The sequence below is a fragment of the bacterium genome, assembly GCA_036524115.1.
GTDB lineage: Bacteria > JAUVQV01 > JAUVQV01 > JAUVQV01 > DATDCY01 > DATDCY01.
This window is the reverse complement of record DATDCY010000039.1, coordinates 1-19435: the sequence shown is the minus strand read 5'-3', so window position 1 is coordinate 19435 and position 19435 is coordinate 1. Positions and strand designations below refer to the sequence as shown.

16 protein-coding genes are annotated in these 19435 nt (G+C 69.3%); 8 read left to right on the top strand and 8 right to left on the bottom strand.

Features of this window, described 5'->3' with window-relative positions; genetic code table 11:
- The 6 genes from VI078_01955 to VI078_01930 form a co-directional block, all read left to right on the top strand.
- Positions 1–1429, top strand: a 1429-nt coding sequence (locus VI078_01955; GenBank protein ID HEY5998053.1) for a PAS domain-containing protein, incomplete at its 5' end; no start/stop codon positions are given.
- Positions 1426–3345, top strand: coding sequence for a sigma-54-dependent Fis family transcriptional regulator (locus VI078_01950; protein HEY5998052.1), 1920 nt, complete (start codon positions 1426–1428; stop codon positions 3343–3345). The genes VI078_01955 and VI078_01950, both read left to right, overlap by 4 nt.
- Positions 3346–3359: 14 nt before the next feature.
- A complete protein-coding gene (locus tag VI078_01945; protein ID HEY5998051.1) occupies positions 3360–4370 on the top strand; it encodes an omptin family outer membrane protease in 1011 nt (336 codons plus the stop codon).
- Positions 4371–4561: 191 nt separating this feature from the next.
- Positions 4562–4774 (top strand): hypothetical protein, encoded by a 213-nt coding sequence (locus VI078_01940; GenBank protein ID HEY5998050.1) that lies wholly within the window; start codon positions 4562–4564, stop codon positions 4772–4774.
- Positions 4764–6458: an ATP-binding protein gene (locus VI078_01935; protein HEY5998049.1), complete on the top strand. Its 1695-nt coding sequence runs from the start codon at positions 4764–4766 to the stop codon at positions 6456–6458. The genes VI078_01940 and VI078_01935 overlap by 11 nt, the downstream gene beginning before the upstream one ends.
- An 11-nt stretch (positions 6459–6469) precedes the next feature.
- Positions 6470–6691, top strand: a complete 222-nt coding sequence (locus VI078_01930) for a hypothetical protein (protein HEY5998048.1) — start codon at positions 6470–6472, stop codon at positions 6689–6691.
- On the opposite strand, the gene VI078_01925 is transcribed toward VI078_01930, so the two are convergent.
- The gene (locus tag VI078_01925; GenBank protein ID HEY5998047.1) at positions 6669–8171 is read right to left on the bottom strand and encodes an ATP-binding protein; all 1503 of its coding nucleotides are present in this window, start codon (positions 8169–8171) and stop codon (positions 6669–6671) included. The genes VI078_01930 and VI078_01925 overlap by 23 nt on opposite strands.
- Entirely contained in the window at positions 8168–9664 is a 1497-nt protein-coding gene (locus tag VI078_01920) for a B12-binding domain-containing radical SAM protein (GenBank protein HEY5998046.1), read from the bottom strand. The genes VI078_01925 and VI078_01920 overlap by 4 nt, the downstream gene beginning before the upstream one ends.
- A 444-nt stretch (positions 9665–10108) precedes the next feature.
- On the opposite strand from VI078_01920, the gene VI078_01915 reads away from it, so the two are divergent.
- Together VI078_01915 and VI078_01910 are read left to right on the top strand one after the other, a co-directional pair.
- Positions 10109–11029, top strand: a complete 921-nt coding sequence (locus VI078_01915) for a hypothetical protein (GenBank protein HEY5998045.1) — start codon at positions 10109–10111, stop codon at positions 11027–11029.
- 166 nt (positions 11030–11195) lie between these two features.
- Entirely contained in the window at positions 11196–11771 is a 576-nt protein-coding gene (locus VI078_01910) for a CDP-alcohol phosphatidyltransferase family protein (GenBank protein HEY5998044.1), read from the top strand.
- Between the two features lie 100 nt (positions 11772–11871).
- Here VI078_01910 and dnaK read toward each other — a convergent pair whose 3' ends face one another.
- The 6 genes from dnaK to VI078_01880 form a co-directional block, all read right to left on the bottom strand.
- Positions 11872–13770 carry a molecular chaperone DnaK gene (dnaK, locus tag VI078_01905; protein ID HEY5998043.1) on the bottom strand — a complete coding sequence of 633 codons (1899 nt, stop codon included), beginning with the start codon at positions 13768–13770 and terminating at the stop codon, positions 11872–11874.
- Between the two features lie 553 nt (positions 13771–14323).
- Positions 14324–15682, bottom strand: a complete 1359-nt coding sequence (locus tag VI078_01900) for a trypsin-like peptidase domain-containing protein (GenBank protein ID HEY5998042.1) — start codon at positions 15680–15682, stop codon at positions 14324–14326.
- Positions 15683–15708: 26 nt separating this feature from the next.
- A complete protein-coding gene (locus VI078_01895) occupies positions 15709–17244 on the bottom strand; it encodes a DegQ family serine endoprotease (protein ID HEY5998041.1) in 1536 nt (511 codons plus the stop codon).
- A 47-nt stretch (positions 17245–17291) separates the two neighbouring features.
- Positions 17292–18146, bottom strand: coding sequence for a zinc metalloprotease HtpX (locus VI078_01890; GenBank protein ID HEY5998040.1), 855 nt, complete (start codon positions 18144–18146; stop codon positions 17292–17294).
- Between the two features lie 58 nt (positions 18147–18204).
- A complete protein-coding gene (locus VI078_01885) occupies positions 18205–19236 on the bottom strand; it encodes a sigma-E factor regulatory protein RseB domain-containing protein (protein ID HEY5998039.1) in 1032 nt (343 codons plus the stop codon).
- A gap of 10 nt (positions 19237–19246) precedes the next feature.
- The coding region (locus tag VI078_01880) for a hypothetical protein (GenBank protein HEY5998038.1) at positions 19247–19435 on the bottom strand (189 nt) is incomplete at its 5' end.

Genomic DNA, 19435 nt, shown 5'->3' with positions numbered 1-19435 from the left:
GGAGGAGCACGGCTACCGGGCCGGCAAGGAGATCCGGGAGATGGTCACGTTCGCAACCCAGAACGTGATCACCGACCCGCCCTTCACCAAACTGGACATCCTCCTCTGCCGAAACCTGCTGATCTACCTGACGCCGGAGGTGCAGAACCGCCTGATCGCGCTCTTTCACTACGCCTTGAACGCCGGCGGATACCTCTTCTTGGGAAACTCGGAGAGCCTCGGGGCCGGCGCCGCTCTCTTTTCGCCGTTGAGTGCGAAGTTCAGACTCTACCGGCGCCGCGAGTCCGCGCTGCGGACCGGCTTCGAGGGCGTCGTCGCGCCGTACCGGCGGCCTCTTCCGGGAGCGTCGCCGGAGGCGCAGGCGGACCGGCCGTCGGCCAACCTGCAGGCGCTCGCGGAGCAGGCGCTCCTGCGGCGGTACGCCCCCCCCGCCGTGCTCGTCAGCGACAAGGGGGACATCCTCTACGTCAGCGGGCGGACGGGCGCGTACCTGGAGCCGGCGGCGGGCAAGGCCAACTGGAACGTCTTCGCGATGGCCCGCGAAGGGCTGCGCCTGGAACTCTCGAGCGCCTTCCAGCAGGCGGCCCGGAGCAGGGGCCAGGTCATCGTCCGCGGCGCCAGGGTCGCCGGCGGCGGCAGGACGCAGCTCGTGGAGGTCACCGTCCAGGTCCTCGAGGAGCCCGAGGCGCTGCGGGGGCTGTCGCTGATCGTCTTCAACGACGTGCCGGCGCCTTCCGCGAAGAGCGCTGCGAAGCGCGGGAAAGGCGCCGGGAGCGGCGGGGCCGGGATCGCGGCGCTGGAGCGGGAGTTCCAGCACTGCCGCGACGAGCTCCAGTCCGCCCGCGAGCAGATGCAGACCACCCTGGAGGAGCAGAAATCCTCGAACGAAGAGCTGCAGTCCGCCAACGAGGAGCTGCAGTCCACCAACGAGGAGCTGACCACGTCCCGGGAGGAGCTGCAGTCCCTGAACGAGGAGTTGCAGACGGTGAACGCCGAGCAGCAGGCGCGGCTCGACGAGTTCCAGCGGGTGAGCAACGACATGAAGAACCTGCTCGAGAGCACGGAGATCGTCACGGTGTTCCTGGACCGCGAGCTGCGCGTGCGGCGCTTCACCAGCGGCGCGAGCAGGATCTTCAAGTTGATCCAGAGTGACGTGGGACGGCCGCTGACCGACATCACCAGCGTCCTGCGCTACCCCGAGATGCCCGAGGACGGGCGGGAGGTCCTGCGGTCGCTCGTCTTCTCGGAGAAGTCGGTCGCGACCACCGACGGGCGGTGGTTCTCCGTGCGCATCATGCCGTATCGCACCGACGAGAACGTGATCGACGGCCTGGTGATCACCTTCGTCGACATCACGGTCGCCAAGACGCTGGAGGCCCGGCTGCGCGCGGCGGCGGGGCCGGGCACCGCGGAGGGGGATGGCGGATGACCGGCGGCAATGCCCCGCCCCCCGCCGGCGGACCGGGGGACCTGCGCGCGCGCGCCGAGGAGACGGCACGGCGGGATGCCACCCCGCGGCGCTCCCCGGGCGAGGCGCCGTCGGCCGAAGAGTTGCAGCGGCTGGTCCACGAACTGCAGGTCCACGAGGTCGAGCTGGAAATGCAGAACGAGGAGCTGCGGCGGGCGCAGTCGGAGCTCGAGGTCTCCCGGGCCAGGTACTTCGACCTGTACGATCTGGCGCCGGTGGGCTATCTGACCCTGGACGAATTGGGGTCGATACTCGAGGCCAACCTGACCGCCGCCGCGCTGCTCGGCATCGAGCGGGGCAGGCTGCTCGCCCAGCCGCTGGCCCGCCACGTCGCGACCGAGGACCAGGAAGTCTGGCGCCGGCAGGCCGGGCGGATCCTCGAATCCGGGGACCTGGTGGCGTGGGAGATGCGGTTGACCCGCGGCGACGGAGGAGCGTTCTGGGCGCGCCTCGAGGCGATTGCCGGACCGGACCCGGCCACCGGGCAACGCATCTGCCGCCTGGCACTGAGCGACATCGCCGAGCACCGACGCCTGGGGGAGGCGCTGCAGGAGAGCGAGGAGCGCTATCGGGTCATCGTCGAATCCGCCCGCGACCTGATCTTCTTCCTCAGCCCGGAGGGCGGCCTGCGCTGGTCGAACGAGGCCGCCCGGGGTTTCGTCGACGGCGTCCGCCCGGACGAGGATCTCTTCCGCAGGGTGCACCCGGCCGACGCGCCGCGGGTTGCCGCCGCGTGGCGTGCGGCGCGGAGCGGCGAGCGGGGACGCGACACGGTCGGCTACCGCCTCCGGGGGGGCGACGGCAGGTACCGGACCCTGGAGAGCAGCTTCCGGAGGATATCCCTGGCGGGGGAAGAGCTGTGGTGCGTCATCTCCACCGACACGACCGAGCTGACCAAGCTGCGCCGGAATGCCTCCGCGGGGCAGGGGATTCCCGGGATGGTGGGGCGCGACCCGAAAATGCTCGAGCTCGCCGCGTCGATCAGGGAACTGGCCGACGAGGAGGTCCCGGTGCTGATCCTCGGGGAGAGCGGCACCGGCAAGGAACTCATCGCCTCCGCCATCCACACGGAGGGTTCGCGCGCCGCGAAGAACTTCGTCGCCATCAACTGCGGGGCCATCCCCGACACGCTCCTGGAGACCGAACTCTTCGGTCACGTGAAGGGATCGTTCACGGGAGCGCACCGCGACAAGAAGGGCCGCTTCGAACTGGCGGACGGGGGGACGATCTTCCTCGACGAGGTCGGCGAGCTCAGCCTCGCGATGCAGGTCAAGCTCCTCCGCGTCCTGCAGGAAGGAACCTTCGAGAAGGTCGGCGGCGAGGAACCGTGCCGGGTGGACGTGCGGCTGATCAGCGCCACCAACAAGGACCTGAAGCAGGAGGTCAAGGACGGCCGCTTCCGGGAGGACCTCTTCTACCGGATCAGCGTCGTCCCGCTCGAGGTTCCTCCGCTGCGCGCGAGGCTGGCGGACATCCCGCTCCTGGTGGAGCACATCATCGAAGAGGAGGCCCGCCGCTCCGACCGCAGACGCGATCCCGCCCGGGCGCCCCGGAAGGTCTCCATCGCCCGTGAGACGCTGGCCCTGCTCCTCGCCCACCGCTGGCCCGGCAACATCCGCGAGCTTCAGAACGTGCTGCGCTTCGCCCTGATCAAGTGCAAGGGGAATCTGCTCGAGCCCGAGCACCTGCCGCCCACGTTCGCGGTGCCGGCTCCCGAGGCCTGCAGGACCAGGGGGCGCAAGGCGAAGATCACGGCAGCTTCGGCGAGAGAAGCCCTGGAGCAGGCCGGCGGACACCCCGGGGAAGCCGCTCGCAGGCTGGGGGTGTCCCGGTCCACCTTCTACCGGCACGTGCCGAAGAAGGGGCCGACGACGTAGCCGGGCGGAATCCGATGCGCCGATCACTCCGGTCTCGACTGTCGCTCGTCGCAGTCGCCTCGATGCTCGCCGCCGCCGAGCCCTCGCTGGCAATGCACGCCACGGGCGCGGCCGATCCCTGGTCCTTCCAGGCGGGAGGGGGCGGGACCTTCTTCTCGATCGGCGCTTCCGTCGGGCAGGTGGCGGGCACCTGCTCCGAGAAGATCTTCAGCCATCCGCTCGGCAGGGAGTTCCTGCTCAGTGAGCTGAAGTGGGATTACCGGAGTGTCACCATCACCGGGCTGATGGCTTCCGCCGGCATCGGCGGCCGGTACCGCGTGAACGTCGGCTATTGGTCGGCGCTCGCGGGGGGCCACGGCCTGATGGTCGATCGCGACTGGATCTACCGCGATTCGGTCACCGCCGGCCTCGTTCCGGGCGACGCCAATTGGACCGACGAGTCGCGTCACCCGGACACCAGTCTCGACGGGGGCACGATGCTCGACCTGAACGTGAACGTCCTGGCGCTGAGGGCCGCGCCATTTTCGCTGCGCGGCATTCTCGGCTTCAAGCGCGATGCCTGGGACTGGTCGGCGCGGGGCGGGACGTACGTCTACTCCTCTTCCGGATTCCGGGACAACGTCGGCGCCTTTGAGCCCGACAGGCAGGTCATCGAGTACAAGCAGACGTACGCCGTGCCCTACCTGGGGATCGGCGGAAACTGGTCGACCCGGAGCTTTCTGGTGGACACGCACCTGCTCCTGAGCCCCGCGATCCGGGCGTCCAGCACCGATTATCACGACCTGCGCGACATGACCTTCGCAGGCGACTTCAGCGGGGGATTCTACGTCGGGCTCGGGTTGACGACGACGTACGCCGTCACGCAGCGCTGGGCTGTCACCTTCCGCGGGGAGTATCAGTCGATCTCCCGCCTCACGGGCGACATGACGGTGACCACGTCCGATGGCCGGTGGGTCTATCAGGACGCCGCCGGCGTCGGCACGGATGCGCTGATGTACTCGCTGGGGACGAGCTGGCGATTCTAGCCGGCGGTCCGGCGGACAGGAATTGCGTTTCACAGGATGTCTCGAAATCGTGTGCCGTCCCGGAGGTCGCGCGGGGATCGGACCGGATATCGTCGTGTTTTGCGAGACATTCCAGACAGTTGCGTGATTTGACCAGGCGCTGGCCAGCCGTCGGCATGTTTGATGCATCACCACATCTTCGAGAGCTGCCAATGAAAGACGAAGCCGACTTGCAGATCCGGTCGATCCTCGAGATGGCGGATCGGATGATCACCATCTCCGAGCAGGGATTCATGTCGAGCAACGACGACGGATGCCTCCTCCTCAACGGGTTGCTCCGCGAGTGCGCCTACCGACTCCGGGACGCCGCGACACGCGAGCAGGAAGTCCACCGCATGAAGGAGAATCACGTCGGTGCAGGGTGAAGACAGGGTCCGGCGAAGTGCCCGGGACGCCCCGTCGCCGGAGGAGGCACTGCGGCTGGTCCACGAACTGCAGGTACACCAGGTCGAGCTGGAGATGCAGAACGAGGAGCTGCGCCGGGCGCAGGAGGAGCTCGAAGCCTCCCGCGCCAGGTACTTCGACCTCTACGACCAGGCGCCGGTCGGCTACGTCACGCTGAACCCGCAGGGTCTGATCATCGAGGCCAATCTCACCGCAGCCGCGATGCTCGGTGTGGCGCGCGGCGCCCTGGTCAAGCGTCCGTTCCTCGGCTTGTTGCACCCCGACGACCGCGACGCCTGCCCTCTCCAGGGCGCGCAGCTCGACGAGGAGGGAACGCGGCATTCCTGGGACACGAGGATGACGCGGGCCGACGGCTCGCTGTGCTGGGCGCACGTGCAGGCGGCCCTGCCGCAGAAGGGCGAGTGCCGGATCACGCTCAACGACATCAGCGAGCGCAAGCGGGTGGAGGCGTCGCTCGCGCTGGCCGATACCCGCCTGCGGCACCTGCAGAAGGCCGAGAGCCTGGGTCGGATGGCCGGGGCCGTCGCGCACCACTTCAACAACAAGCTCCACGCGGTGATCGGCAGCCTGGAGCTGGCCCTGGACGAGCAGTCCCGCGGCGTCGGGTCGATGCACTCCCTGGGGATCGCCATGCGGGCGGCCATCGAGGCGTCGGAGATGAGCAGCCTGATGCGGACGTTCACCGGGCGAACGACGGGCCAGCTCATGCCGCTTGATCTGTCCCAGGCCTGCCACCGGCTGCTGCCCCTGCTCCGGGCAGCCTTGCCCACCGGGGTGCCCCTGGAGACCGATCTGCCCGCTTCGGGACCGACCGTCAGCGCCTCCGAGGAACAGATGCCCCAGCTTCTCATCAACCTGGTCACCAATGCCGGGGAGGCGGTTGGCACGCGCACGGGAGCCGTCCGCCTGTCCGTGACGACCGTCGCCCCGGCCGACATTCCCGAGGTGCATCGCTATCCCGTGGACTGGGAGCCGCAGGACGCGTCCTACGCCTGCATCGAGGTGGCGGATACCGGCCGGGGCATGGCGGACAAGGATCTGGAGCGGGTCTTCGACCCCTTCTTCTCCGAAAAGGACACCGGCCGCGGCCTGGGCCTCTCCGTGGTCCTCGGGATCGTGCGGGGCCACCGGGGGGCTGTTTCGGTACGAAGCGAACCGGGCCGGGGGAGCACGTTCCGGGTCTTCCTGCCGCTGTTCCTCGGCGAAGCGGCACGGTCGTCGCCGAAGGGAGGCGCAGAGGTTCGGCCGGGGGGCACCGTGCTGGTGGTCGAGGACGACGATCTCGTGCGCAGTGTGACCTCGGCGATGCTCAGGGGCCTCGGCTTCTCCGTGCTCGCTGTGTCCGGCGGGTCCGAGGCGGTCGCAGAACTCGGCTGCAACGCGGCGAGGATCGGCCTGGTTCTGTGCGATCTGTCCATGCCGGGCATGGACGGCTGGGAGACCCTGGCGGCCCTGCGCAGGATCGTTCCCGGCATCCCGGTGATCCTGTGCAGCGGCTACGACAGGTCCCAGGCGATGTCCGGTCACCACCCCGAATTGCCACAGGCCTTCTTGCGCAAGCCGTATCGACAGGAGGATCTCTCGGAGGCGATCCGCCGCGCGCGGGGGGCCGCGGCAGCGACGCCGACAACGCAGGCAAGGTAAGGAGGAACAACATGAGCGGATTGAGGGCCCTTGCACTCGTGCTGATCGTGGCCGGCGTCCTGGCGCTGGCGTACGGCGGTTTCACCTACACGAAGGACACCCACACGACCAAGCTCGGCCCGATCGAGTTCTCGGTGAAGGACAGGGAGAGGGTCAACGTCCCGGTCTGGGCGGGGGTGGTCGCGATCGCGGCCGGCGCCGGGCTCCTGCTCACCGGGAACAGGAAGAGCTAGCGCCGGCCCCCGCGGCGGCGGGGTGCGTCGGTTCCGCAGTCCCGGCAGCCGCTGCGGCGGCCTTGGGGAGACCGACGCAGAAGACGGCGCCGCCCGCCGGGTTGTCCTCGACCCAGATCCGGCCCTGGTGCAGATCCACGATGCGCTTGGCGATGGCCAACCCGAGGCCCGTCCCCTGCACGCCCTCCTTCTTGAGGCGCTCGAAGCGGGTGAAGACCTTCGGCTTGTTCTCGTCCGTGATGCCGGGGCCGAAGTCCTTCACCGTGGCCACCCAATCGGTCCCTGCGTCCCGGATGCCGATCTCGACGCGGCCGCCTCCGGGGGCGTACTTGCCGGCATTGGTCAGCAGGTTGACGAAGACGTTGCCGAGTATCGGGTTGGCGCTGACCGGGTACTCGCCGGCCGGAGGGTAGTCGATCGCGAGCGGGCTTGCGACATCCTGGAGCGCCTCGCGAATCAGGCGGTTCAGGTCCCGCGGGGCGCACTCCAGGCCGTCCGCCTCCGAGAGCCGCGAGAGAATCGAGGCATCCTGGATCATCTCGATCAGCTTGGCGTTGGCCCGGGTGATGTGCGACGCCAGCTTCTTCGTCCTGGGATCGCTGGCCCCTTCCTGGAGATACATGCTGGAGCTCTGGACGGCCGTCGCCGGATTCAGGAAGTCGTGGCGCATGATGTCGATGAACAGCTCCTTGAGTCCGTTGGCCTCCTGGAGCTCCTCGGCGTACCGCTCGACCTGCTCCGCTGCCCGGCGCCGCCGGCGCTCGCTGAGCACCAGGTTGCGACCGCCCAGGAGGGTTACCAGCATGCCCACCAGCCACAGGAGCCCGTGGGCCATGCCGAGCCGCACGATGTCCCGGCGCTCGATGGCCCGCAACGGCGCCATAGGGATAGCCACGCTGATGCCGCCGCGGATCTGCCCGACGCGATACCCCTGCCTGCCGTGGCATTGGAGGCACTCCGGCTCGGTGAGCATCGGCTGCATGAACCGCATGTACTCAACGCCGTCGAGCAGTTCCACCGAATGGGCTTCCTTGGCGCCCCTGTCGAACGACTGCAGCGCCTTCCGCTCCCAGGGGTCGGGGGCGTTGGCCGGACGGATGGGGTTCAGGCTGGTGATGTGCCCGCGGACCCCCATGGTCTCACGGGCCACCTCGTTGGCCTGGCGCGTCATGAAGGAGGGGTTCATCAGCGTGAGCCGCTTTCCGGTGGTGGTGGTCACGTCGCGGTCGGGGTTGTCCCCGAGGAAGAGGTTCGGCTGGTTCTCGGGGGTCACCGCCACGTAGACTCCGCCGTGCATGGTGTTCCAGTGCCGGTAGATGATGTCCTTTTCATAGACCACACGGGCCTGGATGCGGGCTTCCTCGAGGGTGTTCCCCCGCACCTGAGCGCAATTCCAGAGCCACGACCCGGCGGCGATGGCGGTCCATGCCACCAGGACGGCGCCGATGGAGACCTCGAGCCTGGTGGCGCCCCGCTTCAATTGTGCTGGTTCAAGAGTTGTTTCTCGAAGACCTTCCGGAAGTGAAACCCGTAGATCGCCAGGGTCACGGCCTGGGTGAGGAGGCGGGGGCGGCTGGCCGCCGTCCAGAGCAGCAGCCTCCAGTAGTGGAAGCGCTCCTTCCCCACGATCCCCAGCACGACAATCGACCTGAAGAACGCGCCGGCGTAGTCCGCCCGGAAGCGAAAGGCCCGTCGTCGCGGCGGGGTGTACTCCCTGAGGAACGTCCTGACCCTTTCGTAGTAGTGCCCCGGCGAGTACAGCGTGCCGAGGACCATCTTGTAGCCGCTGATCAGGCGGTCGTAGTCCATGCGGGGGAGAAAATTGATGGAGAAATCGGTGTTGTTCCCCGACGTCTCCTGCAGCAGCCGCCGTTCCCTCTTGAGCCGCTCGTAGAGCTGGGTGCGCGGGAGCGCGGTGAGCAGCCCGACCATGGCCGTCGCGACCCCGCTGGCCTGGATGAACCTGACCTGGGAATCGAAGATCGTGGGAGGGTCGCTGTCGAAACCGACGATGAAACCGCCCTGCACCTCGAGGCCGGACCGCTGGATCCTCCTGACGCTGGCGAGGAGGTCCCGGTTCTTGTTCTGGAGCTTGCCGCATTCCGCGAGGCTCTGCTCGTGCGGGGTCTCGATGCCGATGAACACGATGTTGAATCCCGCCTCGACCATCATGTCCATGAGGTCCTGGTGATCGGAGAGCTCTATCGAGGCCTGGGTGTTGAAGAGGAAGGGATGCCTTCTCGCTTTCATCCACTCGGCGATGGCCGGGAGGATCTCCTCCTTCAGCTTCTTCTTGTTCCCGATGAAATTGTCGTCGACGAAGAAGACCTGTCCCCTGAATCCGGACGCGAACACGCTCTCGAGCTCCCGGATGACCTGGTCCCTGTCCTTCGTGCGGGGCCGGTGGCCGCAGAGCAGGGTGATGTCGCAGAATTCGCAGTTGAAGGGGCAGCCCCGGGAATACTGGATGTTGATCGAGGCATAGTGCTTCGTCCTGATCAGCCGCCAGAGCGGCAGGGGTGTCCGGCGCACGTCCGCCCACTGATCGGTCGCGTAGCAGTGACCGGCAACGCCGCCGCTCAAGTCCTCGAGGAAGCGGGGCAGCGTGACCTCAGCCTCGCCCAGCACCAGATGGTCCACGTCCGCGAACGACTCGTGCTCGGTCGTGAACAGCGGGCCGCCGGCGACGATCCTGACGCCCGCGGCCCGGCACCGCGCGATCACTCCCTTCACCGACGCCTTCTGGACGGCCATCGCGCTCACGAAGACGAGGTCGGCCCACCGCAAATCGTCGTCCTTCAGGCGCTCCACATTCATGTCGACCAGCCGCTTCTCCCACGCTTCGGGCAGCAGCGACGCCATCGTCAACAGGCCAAGCGGCGGGCTGCTGGCCTTCCGGTGAATGAAGGCCAGGGCATAGCTGAAGCTCCAGAAGGTGTCCGGGAACTCGGGGTACACCAGGAGCGCCTTCACGCCGCGCTCCGCAATTCCTCTGTCATCCCAGCCTCCTTGCTGCTTCGTTTGAACAGCCGACGGTAAGTGCGTTCAGTGAAATGTGCACATGCATCAACGATGCCCGCCGATCGCGTCGGGTGAGTCGCATGCGCCAATCCTTCGAATTGCCTATTTTATTCGCTGCGACATTGCAGCGGAAGGATCGGGCAGGACAAAGGGTTGTTTCGAATTGAATTACGAGACATCCACAACCGGCTCACCTGGAGCCCCGTGGGGAAAGTCATCGATTCCGCAGCATTCCCGCCACGTGTGGGCGCGGGCGAACTCGTCCCATCGTCTCGTTGGGCAGCCATGCGGGCCAGTGACCTTCCCCCGGATCGCTCGCGGAATTCGGCGAAGATCGCGTGCTCCCAGCAGGCAATTACCCGCCTCGAGTGTCACGAGACTCAGCCGGCGGCACGCTTGGTGCATCCGCGCCTCGACATGAGTCCCCTCCTTTCCGCCATCCTGACGAGTGTCATGCTCCTGTGCGGCGCGGCGGCCGTGGTGGTCATGATGAACCGCCTCGGCCGGCCGAACAGTGAGCCAGGCCCGCGCCAGCTCGTCCTGCACCGTCTGTTCGGTTGGGCATTCGTCGCAGCGTTCCTCGTGCTGATCGTGACCATGTTCGGACGCTTCTACGCGTACTGGGAGGAGGACTCGCCGCGCATCGTGATCCACTACACCGCGGCCTTCGCGCTCCTGGTCCTCCTCCTGTTCAAGGTTGCGGTGGCGCGCCTGTACCCAGGATTTCGCACGCACCTCTTCGCGCTCGGCGTCCTGGTGTTCCTCCTCGCATCCCTCGCGGCAGCGAGCGCACTGGCCCACTACCTGGTGCGGATGACACAGCGGGCGCCCTACATCTCCCATGCGGGTCTCTCGAGCGCCCCGGATCTGGAGCTCGGCAAGCAGCTGCTCATCGAGCGCTGCAGGACCTGCCACGTCCTGGACGCGATCCTGCTGCCCAGGCCCGCCAAGGCCTGGGAGAACGTGGTCGACGCGATGTCCAAGCTCGCGTGGCCCCGCATTCGGCCGGACGAGGCGCGGCAGATACTGCACTACCTGATCACGACGCGGGTGCCGCGGGAGCCCTCCGCGGGGACCGGATACGAGGTGCTCGACGAGCACTGCCTGCCCTGCCACGAGCCCGCCGGAATCCTCGCGAGCCCGAGGACCCGCGGGGAATGGGTCGAAGTCGTCGCGAGGATGTCCAGGACCGCGCCCGACCTGGTCCATGTCGCCGACCACGGCCGCATCGTGGACGCCCTCCTGGCCGCGCAGTCCAAGGCGGCGCCGCCGGGGGAAGCCGAGGCGACGCGACTTCGCGGGAAGATCAGGCGTTGACGCGCGGGGAGCGGCGCATGGCGGTGGCGAACGACCCCGGGAAGAGGAGTCTCCTGCCGACGGCACGTCGCCCGCGCGCGGATACTGGCGCCCGGCGGCGGTGTTGCCCCGGGGCGCCGGAGTGCGCTACGATGCGTTCCGGGACGTCGGAGGGGATGCGCCGCCGATGATCAGCCGCAAATACAAGACCGCGTTCGGGGAGTTCGTCCAGCCGCTGAACCTCGCGCTGCTGCGCCTGCGGGTCAGCGCCGACCACCTCACGCTCGCGGGGATCGTCTTCGGGGCGCTGGCCGCGATCGCCTTCGCCCAGGGGCGCCTGCCGCTCGGGGGCCTCTTCCTCGTGTTGGCCGGCGCCGCAGACATGCTCGATGGCTCGCTCGCCCGCGCCTCCGGCTCCGCTTCCCGGTTCGGATCGTTCATCGACTCCGTGTCCGACCGCGCCACGGACGTTCTCATCCTCGGGGGGCTGGCCTGGCACTTCCGCACGACGACGGAGCTGGCCGTCACGCTCGTGGCCATCGGGGGGTCCTTCCTCGTGAGCTACACGAAGGCGCGCGCCGAGGGGCTCGGCATCGCGTGCGACGTCGGCCTCATGGAGCGCCCGGAGCGGATGATCCTGCTGATCGCCGGCGCGCTCTCCGGCCTGATCCGCACCGCCGTCTGGGCGCTCGCCGTCCTCTCGCTCATCACCGCCGCCCAGCGCGTCTGGCACGTCCGGAAGGAACTGAACGGGAGGCGCTAGGCCCCTCCCCGAGGGCCAGAGCCGCACACATGGATGTGTAGCGACACAGGGCCCCGGAACCCAAGCCGGCTCCGGGGCCCTGCACAGATCGTGTCAGGTACTATTTCTCCTCGAACTCCGCGTCGACGACGTCCGCGTCCTTGGGCTTCGCGCCCCCGGCCTGCTGGCCGCCGCCGGCCGCCCCGCCGCCCTGCGCGGACTTCGCCGCCTGGTACATCAGCTCGGCGAGGTGGTGCGTCTCCTTCTGGAGCGTCTCCATCGCGGCCTTGATGCGGGCGGTGTCGCCGCTCTCGAGCTCCTCCTTCGCGCGCTTGACCGCCTCCTCGACCTTCGCCGCCTCGGCCTCGCCGACCTTCTCGCGGTTCTCCCGCAGGGTCTTCTCGGTCGAGTAGATCAGCGTGTCGAGGTGGTTGCGCGCCTCGATCTCCTCCTTCTTCCTGCGGTCCTCCTCGGCGTGCGCCTCGGCCTGCTTGACCATCTTCTCGACCTCGTCCTTCGAGAGGCCGGAGGAGGCGGTGATCGTGATCTGCTGCTCCTTGCCGGTGGCCAGGTCCTTCGCCGTGACGCTGACGATGCCGTTGGCGTCGATGTCGAAGCCGACCTCGATCTGCGGCACGCCGCGCGGCGCCGGCGGGATGCCCACGAGGTGGAACTTGCCGAGCGTGCGGTTGTCGCGCGCCATCTCGCGCTCGCCCTGGAGCACGTGGATCTCGACCGACGTCTGGCTGTCGGCCGCCGTCGAGAAGATCTCGCTCTTGCGCGTCGGGATCGTCGTGTTGCGCTCGATGAGCTTCGTCATCACGCCGCCGAGGGTCTCGATGCCGAGCGACAGCGGCGTGACATCGAGCAGCAGGACGTCCTTGACGTCGCCGGTGAGCACGCCGCCCTGGATCGCCGCGCCGACCGCGACCACCTCGTCGGGGTTCACGCCGCGGTGGGGCTCCTTCTTGAAGAGCTCCTTGACCAGCGCCTGGATGCGCGGCATGCGGATCTGCCCGCCGACGAGCACGACCTCGTCGATCTGCTCGGCGGTGAGCTTGGCGTCGCGCAGCGCCTGCTGGCAGGGTGCCACCGAGCGCTGGATGATCGGCTCGACCATCTGCTCGAGCTTCGAGCGCGTGAGCTTGATGTTCATGTGCTTGGGGCCCGAGGCGTCGGCGGTGATGAACGGCAGGTTGATCTCGGTCTCCATCGCCGAGGAGAGCTCGATCTTCGCCTTCTCGCCGGCCTCCTTGAGCCGCTGCATCACCATCTGGTCGCGGGAGAGGTCGATCCCCTGGTCCTTCTTGAACTCCTCCACGAGCCAGTTGATGACCGCCTGGTCGATGTTGTCGCCGCCGAGGTGGGTGTCGCCGTTGGTGCTCTTGACCTCGACGACGTTGTCGCCGACCTCCAGGATCGAGATGTCGAAGGTGCCGCCGCCGAAGTCGTAGACGGCGATCGTCTCGTTCTTCTTCTTGTCGAGGCCGTAGGCGAGCGCCGCCGCGGTCGGCTCGTTGATGATGCGCTCGACCTCCAGGCCGGCGATCTTGCCCGCCTCCTTGGTGGCCTGGCGCTGCGCGTCGTTGAAGTAGGCCGGCACCGTGATGACCGCGCGCGTGACCTTTTCGCCGAGGTGGGCCTCGGCGGCCTGCTTGAGCTTCATCAGCACCTGCGCCGAGATCTCGGGCGGCGAGTACTGCTTGCCCATGATGTCGACGCGGGCGTCCCCGTTGGCCGCGCGGACGACCTTGTAGGGGACCATCTTCATCTCTTCGTTCACCTCGTCGTAGCGCCGCCCCATGAAACGCTTGATCGAGTAGACCGTGTTCTGGGGGTTGGTGACCGCCTGGCGCTTGGCCACCTGTCCGACGAGGCGCTCGCCGTCCTTCGTGAAGGCGACGACCGACGGCGTGGTCCGGTTGCCTTCCTGGTTGATGATGACGGCCGGCTCGCCGCCCTCCATGACGGCGACGACCGAGTTCGTCGTACCGAGGTCGATACCGATAATCTTGCTCATTTCGCTCCCTCCCAAGGGGTTGCATTCATTGCTAGTGCGACGAATATAATGCTTGAGTCATTCATTGTCAATCTTTCATCATTCATCGATTATCTCATTTAACCATCAGTAATTGAACGGTTTATTTACCATGCCGCTTGATTAAGATGCGAATTGACGACCGATCGATGCATAGCCCATGGGGTCGGACTGATGCATCCCTTGTCCATGGGACTGTGGGGGGTGACAGCGGCGTCAGCCGCGCCAGAGGGGGGCGGAGCCCCCTATGGAAGCGACGGCAAGAGGACGCCGCCGGTCGATGTGCGCTTCCCGGCGCTAGCCCCCATATGGAAGCGCCGGCCAGGATGCGCCGCTAGTCAGAGACCGTTCCCCGGCGCTGGGGGTGACAGCGGCGAAGCCGCGCCAGAGGGGGCAAAGCCCCCTATGGAAGCGCCGGCAAGAGGACGCCGGCAGTTAGAGACCGTTTCCCGGCGCTGGGGGTGACAGCGCCGAAGGCGCGCCAGAGGGGGGGGATACCCCCCCTATGGAAGCGCCGGCCAAAATGCGTCGCCTGTCATAGACCGTTGCCCGGCGCTATGGGGAGGGTGATGTAGTATCCCCGCCGCCCCCGCTGGACCAGCATCGGGAAGCCCCCCCGCTGAAAGGCGAGGACCACGCCGTGCGCGTACTCCTCCTCCGTCCGCGCCTCCTCGCCGGCGACCTGGAGGATGAGGTCCCCCGGCTCGAGCCCGATCTCCGCGGCGACGCCCCCCGTCCGCACCTTCGCGACGGCCAGCCCGGCCCGCGACTCCTTCACCGCCAGCCCGAACCACTCCCAGCTGACCGCGGCGGCGACCTGGGGCGTGAACTGCTCGGCGCGGACGGCCAGCTCGAGCTGCTTCTTGTCGCGCCGCAGGCCCAGCCTGATCGTCTCGCCCGCGGCCCGGCGGCCCACCTGGTAGTGGAACTCGCCCGCCGAGCGCACCTGGGCGTCCCCGACCGCGATCACGAGGTCGCCCTCGCGGACACCCGCGCGCTCCGCCGGCCCCCCGGCCGCGAGGCGCGCGACCGGCAGCCCGCCGTGGGGGCGCTCCCCCGCCTGCGGCTCGTCGTCCACCGCCTCGCCGACGGCGACCCCGATCCAGACCGACTGCACCTGCCCGTAGCGCACGAGGTCGTCGACCGCGCGGCGCGCCACCGAGACCGGGATCGCGAAGCCGATGCCCATCCCCTCGCTGTAGACGGCGGTGTTGACCCCGATCATCCTGCCGGTGATGTCCAGGAGCGGCCCGCCGCTGTTGCCGGGGTTGATCGCCGCGTCGGTCTGGATGAAGTCGTAGTACAGCCGCCCGCCGCCGGTGCGGATCGAGCGGCGCGTGGCGCTGACCACGCCGGTCGTGACGGTGTGGGAGAGCCCGAAGGGGTTGCCGATCGCGATGACCCGCTCGCCGACCAGCAGCCGGTCGGAGTCCCCCATCTCGACGGCCGCCAGCGGCTGCTTCGCGTCCACCTTGATCACCGCCAGGTCGTGGTCCGGGTCGGTCCCGACGATCTTCGCGGGGAACGTGCGCTCGTCCGCGAAGGTGACGCTCACGCGCGAGGCGCGGGCGATGACGTGCTCGTTGGTGAGGATGTAGCCGCGCGCGTCGACGACCACGCCGGAGCCGAGGCTGCGTGAGGTGACCTTGCGCCGCGGCGCGGACTCGAAGAAGTCCCGGAAGAAGCGGTCGAACAGCGGGTCGCCGCCGGCCCCGAAGGGGGAGGCCGAGACCTCCTCCTCCGTGTTGACGTTGACGACGGTCGGGCGCGCCTTCTCGACGGCCCGCACGACCGCGTCGCGCCGCAGCTCGTCGTCCGTCAGCGCGGCGGCGGGCGCCGCGGCCGCGACGAGCGCGGCAACGAGCAGGGGCGGGAGGACGCCGCGTGCGCTCACGTGCCGCCGCCCCTGCCCCGGCAGAACTACTTCGCCGCCTCGGGCCTGACCGCCACGAACCGCGTCCCGGCGCCGCTGCGCACGAGCAGCAGCAGGCTCTTCCCGGGCTCGGCGGCGCGCACGAGCTTGGCGAACTGCGCGGCGTCCTCGACCGGCTCGCGGTTGACCTCGACGATGACGTTGCCGCGCTCGATGCCGGCGCGGTCGGCCGGCCCGCCGGGCGCGACCTCGCTGATGAGCGCCCCGCGGGCGTCCTCGAGGCCGAGCTTCTCGGCGAGGTCCTTCGTCACGTCCTGGACACGCACCCCGAGCCGCGCCTTGCCGCTCTCTTTCTCGCCGGAGCCCTCGTCCTCGGTTCCCGCGGACTCGTCCTTCTCGTCCGAGCGCTTGGCGATCCTGATCTCGAGCGACTTCGACGCGCCGTCGCGCAGCGCCTTGACCGAGACGGTCTTCCCGACCGCCGTGTTCCCGACGATCGCCACCAGGTCGCGGTCCGAGCGCACCGTGCGGCCGTCGAACTCCACGATCACATCACCCGCCTTGAGCCCCGCCTTGTCGGCCGGGTCGCCCTTGATGACGCCGGCGACGAGCGCCCCGCCGTCGGCGCCGAGCTTGAGCGACTCGCGCAGCTCCGGGGTCAGCGCCTGCACCTGCACGCCCAGCCAGCCGCGCGTGACCGAGCCCTTCTCGCGCAGCTGCGCCATGATGTTCCTGGCGATGTTGATCGGGATCGCGAACCCGATCCCCTGGCCCGAGGCGATGATCGCGCTGTTGATGCCGACCACCTCGCCCCGCGCGTTGAAGAGCGGGCCGCCGCTGTTGCCGGGGTTGATCGAGGCGTCCGTCTGGATGAAGGCGTCGTAGGGGCCCGCGCCGATCGTGCGGTCCTTGGCGCTGACCACCCCGACGGTGACGGTGTGCGAGAGCCCGAAGGGGTTGCCGATCGCCATCACGGGCTCGGCGATCTGCAGCGCGTCGCTGTCGCCGAGGGTCGCCGCCGGCAGGTCGCCGTCGGCCTTGATCCGGATCAGGGCGATGTCGGTCTTCGCGTCGCGTCCCTTGATCTCCGCGTCGTAGCTGCGCCCGTCGAGCAGGGTCACCCGGATGTCGTCCGCGTCGTCGACGACGTGGTTGTTCGTGAGGATGTAGCCCTCCTTGTCGACGATGAAGCCCGAGCCGAGGCTCTGCTGCTTGAGGTCCTGGTCCGGGATCTGGCCGAAGAAGTGCTCGAAGAAGTCGTCCTCGCCGCCGAAGGGGGACCGGCCCATGGGGCCGCGCGGCATCTGCGGCATGCGGCGCTTGAAGGTCTTCGTCGTGTTGATGTTCACGACGAACTTCTTCTCCTCCGCGGCGATCTTCACGAAGTTGAACCCGGACGCGCCCGCGGCCCCGGCGGCGGGGGCAGCCGCCTGGAGCGCGCTGGCACCCGGCTCGCGCTCGGCAGCCGCGCGCGTCGGCGGGGTGAGGTTCAGCCGGGAGGCCAGCACCATGCCGGCGGCCAGCGAGGCCACCGCCACGGCACCGAGGGTGATCCTGCGCCTGATCTGCTGCGTCATCTGCATCGCGACATCACGCTCCTTGTGTGTGGGGACGATCCCGTGAAGAGAGGCTACGCGCCGGGCGCCAGCGCGCGCAGGCGCTTGATGCGCTCCTCGATCGGCGGGTGGGTCGAGAAGAGCGAGAAGAGCCCGCCGCCGGAGAGGGGGCTGACGATGAGCACGTGGCTCGCCGCGGCCGGCCCCTCGGTGGGGACGATCCGGCCCGCCGCGGCCAGCTTCGCGAGGGCGCGCGCCAGGCCCTCGGGGCTGCCGGCCAGACGCGCGCCCGTCGCGTCGGCCAGGTACTCCCGCGAGCGGGAGATCGCCATCTGCACGAGCAGCGCCGCCAGCGGTGCGACGATGGCCGCCACGAGCAGGGCGAGCGGGTTGCCGCGCTCCTCGCTGTCCCGGCCGCCGAAGCCGCCGAAGATGCTCGCCCAGCGCGCCATGTCCGCGATGAGCATGATCGCCCCGGCGAGCGTCGCGGCGACCGCGCTGACCAGGATGTCGCGGTTCTTCACGTGCGCCAGCTCGTGGGCCAGCACCCCCTCGAGCTCGGGGCCGTCGAGGTGCGCCAGCAGCCCCTCCGTGACGGCGACGACCGCGTGCTCGGGGCCGCGGCCCGTGGCAAAGGCGTTGAGCCCCGGCTGCGGGACGACGAACAGCCGCGGCATCGGCAGCCCGCCGGTCTGGGCGATGTTCGCGACCATCCGGTGCAGCTCCGGGTGCTCGCCCGGCCCGAGCTCGCGGGCCCGGTACATCGCGAGGACGATCCGGTCCGAGAACCAGTAGCTGCCGACGTTCATCACGATCGCCATGCCGAAGGCGAGGACCATCCCGCCGCGGCCCCCGAAGACGCGGCCGAGCGCGACGAGCAGCGCCGTGAGCAGCGCGAGCAGCAGCGTGGTCTTGATGGTGTTGCCCATGATCCCTCCCGTGGTCGCCCCTGTGGCGGTGGCCGCGGCCCCGGGGCCGCAGTCTTCCCTATGGATGTCGGCGGGCGGCGGAAGGTTCCGCCTTCTCCTGGACGGACCCGGCCACCCGCAGCAGCTCGTCGCGCGAGAGCTCGCCGAGCAGGGCGAAGTTCGCCCACGGCGTCCGCCACGAGATCCCGCTGACCAGGCCGAGCGCGTGCCACCGCCCGGACCACGGGCCGACCGGCACGGCGGGGCCCGCCGCGGGACCGGGGCTGCGGAAGCTCGTGCTCTCGAAGAGCGACAGCAGGCTCAGCCCGTCGCCGAAGACCACCTGGACCTCGCCGTAGTCGCGGCGACGCCGCGCGCGGATGCACTGGCGCGCGAAGCCCTCGGGGAGGTAGGCCGGCAGCGTCACGGCCAGCCCCGCCACGCGCGCGGCCTCCTCGGGCTCCAGGCACGGCTCGTCGCCCGCCTCGACGACGCGCGCCCCCGCCGGCACCCGCATCGTGAAGATGGCGGCGTCGAGGGCGGGGCGGTACTCCAGGTCCTCGAACACGGTCAGCGACGAGAGTCGGCTGTCGGTGCCGTAGACTTCCGTGCGCAGCACGAGGCCCGTCTCCTCGTCGACCCAGATCCGGCGCCGCGGGCGGCTGCCGCCCTGCCGCGGCATGAACTCCAGCGCCCGGCTGCGGCGGCCGGCGACCGGCTCGGACGCCGAGACGCGCACTTCGTAGCTGGCGAGCGCGCGCCGCAGCAGCTCGGGCCGCAGCTGCTCGCCGCCCTCGCCCCGGGAGCGGCGCTTGAGCACGACGCCCTGGTCAGGCAGGTACTGCCACGAGGACTGACCGTCGACGACCAGCAGGCCGTGCGTCGCGTGGAACTCGCGGCGCTCGCGCCCCCCCGGCTGGCAGAGCACGGTCATGCTCGTCACCTGGGGCGAGGCGTGCGAGAAGTCGATGACGACCTTGCGGCCGCGGTAGGCGGTCTCCGTCGCGCGCGGGAGAAGTCCGTCGACCCCCTGCTGGGCCCGGACCGCGGCGCCGGGAGCCGCCAGGAACACGACCACGAGCAACGGGACGCAGCCGGCGCGGGTGCCCATGGCGCGGCCCCTAGCGTCCCGCCGACCCGGCCGCGGCGTCGAAGCTCGCGAACTCGACCTCTTCGGCCGGGCCGAGGAGCGTCGCGTCGCGCGCGACGCTCGCGTGCTGGCGCACCCAGGAGTCCAGGTCCCCCTCCTCGGCCGCCGCCACGCGCACCGGCGCGGGCGCGACGACGCCGGCGGCCATGCGCTGCGGCGC

What these genes read in the sequence shown, in the direction of transcription:
- VI078_01950 (HEY5998052.1), top strand. Translation starts at nt 1,426, where the DNA reads ATGACCGGCGGCAATGCCCCGCCCCCCGCCGGCGGACCGGGGGACCTG.
- VI078_01945 (HEY5998051.1), top strand. Translation starts at nt 3,360, where the DNA reads ATGCGCCGATCACTCCGGTCTCGACTGTCGCTCGTCGCAGTCGCCTCG.
- VI078_01940 (HEY5998050.1), top strand. Translation starts at nt 4,562, where the DNA reads ATGAAAGACGAAGCCGACTTGCAGATCCGGTCGATCCTCGAGATGGCG.
- VI078_01930 (HEY5998048.1), top strand. Translation starts at nt 6,470, where the DNA reads ATGAGCGGATTGAGGGCCCTTGCACTCGTGCTGATCGTGGCCGGCGTC.
- VI078_01910 (HEY5998044.1), top strand. Translation starts at nt 11,196, where the DNA reads ATGATCAGCCGCAAATACAAGACCGCGTTCGGGGAGTTCGTCCAGCCG.
- dnaK (HEY5998043.1), bottom strand. Translation starts at nt 13,770, where the DNA reads ATGAGCAAGATTATCGGTATCGACCTCGGTACGACGAACTCGGTCGTC.
- VI078_01895 (HEY5998041.1), bottom strand. Translation starts at nt 17,244, where the DNA reads ATGCAGATGACGCAGCAGATCAGGCGCAGGATCACCCTCGGTGCCGTG.
- VI078_01890 (HEY5998040.1), bottom strand. Translation starts at nt 18,146, where the DNA reads ATGGGCAACACCATCAAGACCACGCTGCTGCTCGCGCTGCTCACGGCG.
- VI078_01885 (HEY5998039.1), bottom strand. Translation starts at nt 19,236, where the DNA reads ATGGGCACCCGCGCCGGCTGCGTCCCGTTGCTCGTGGTCGTGTTCCTG.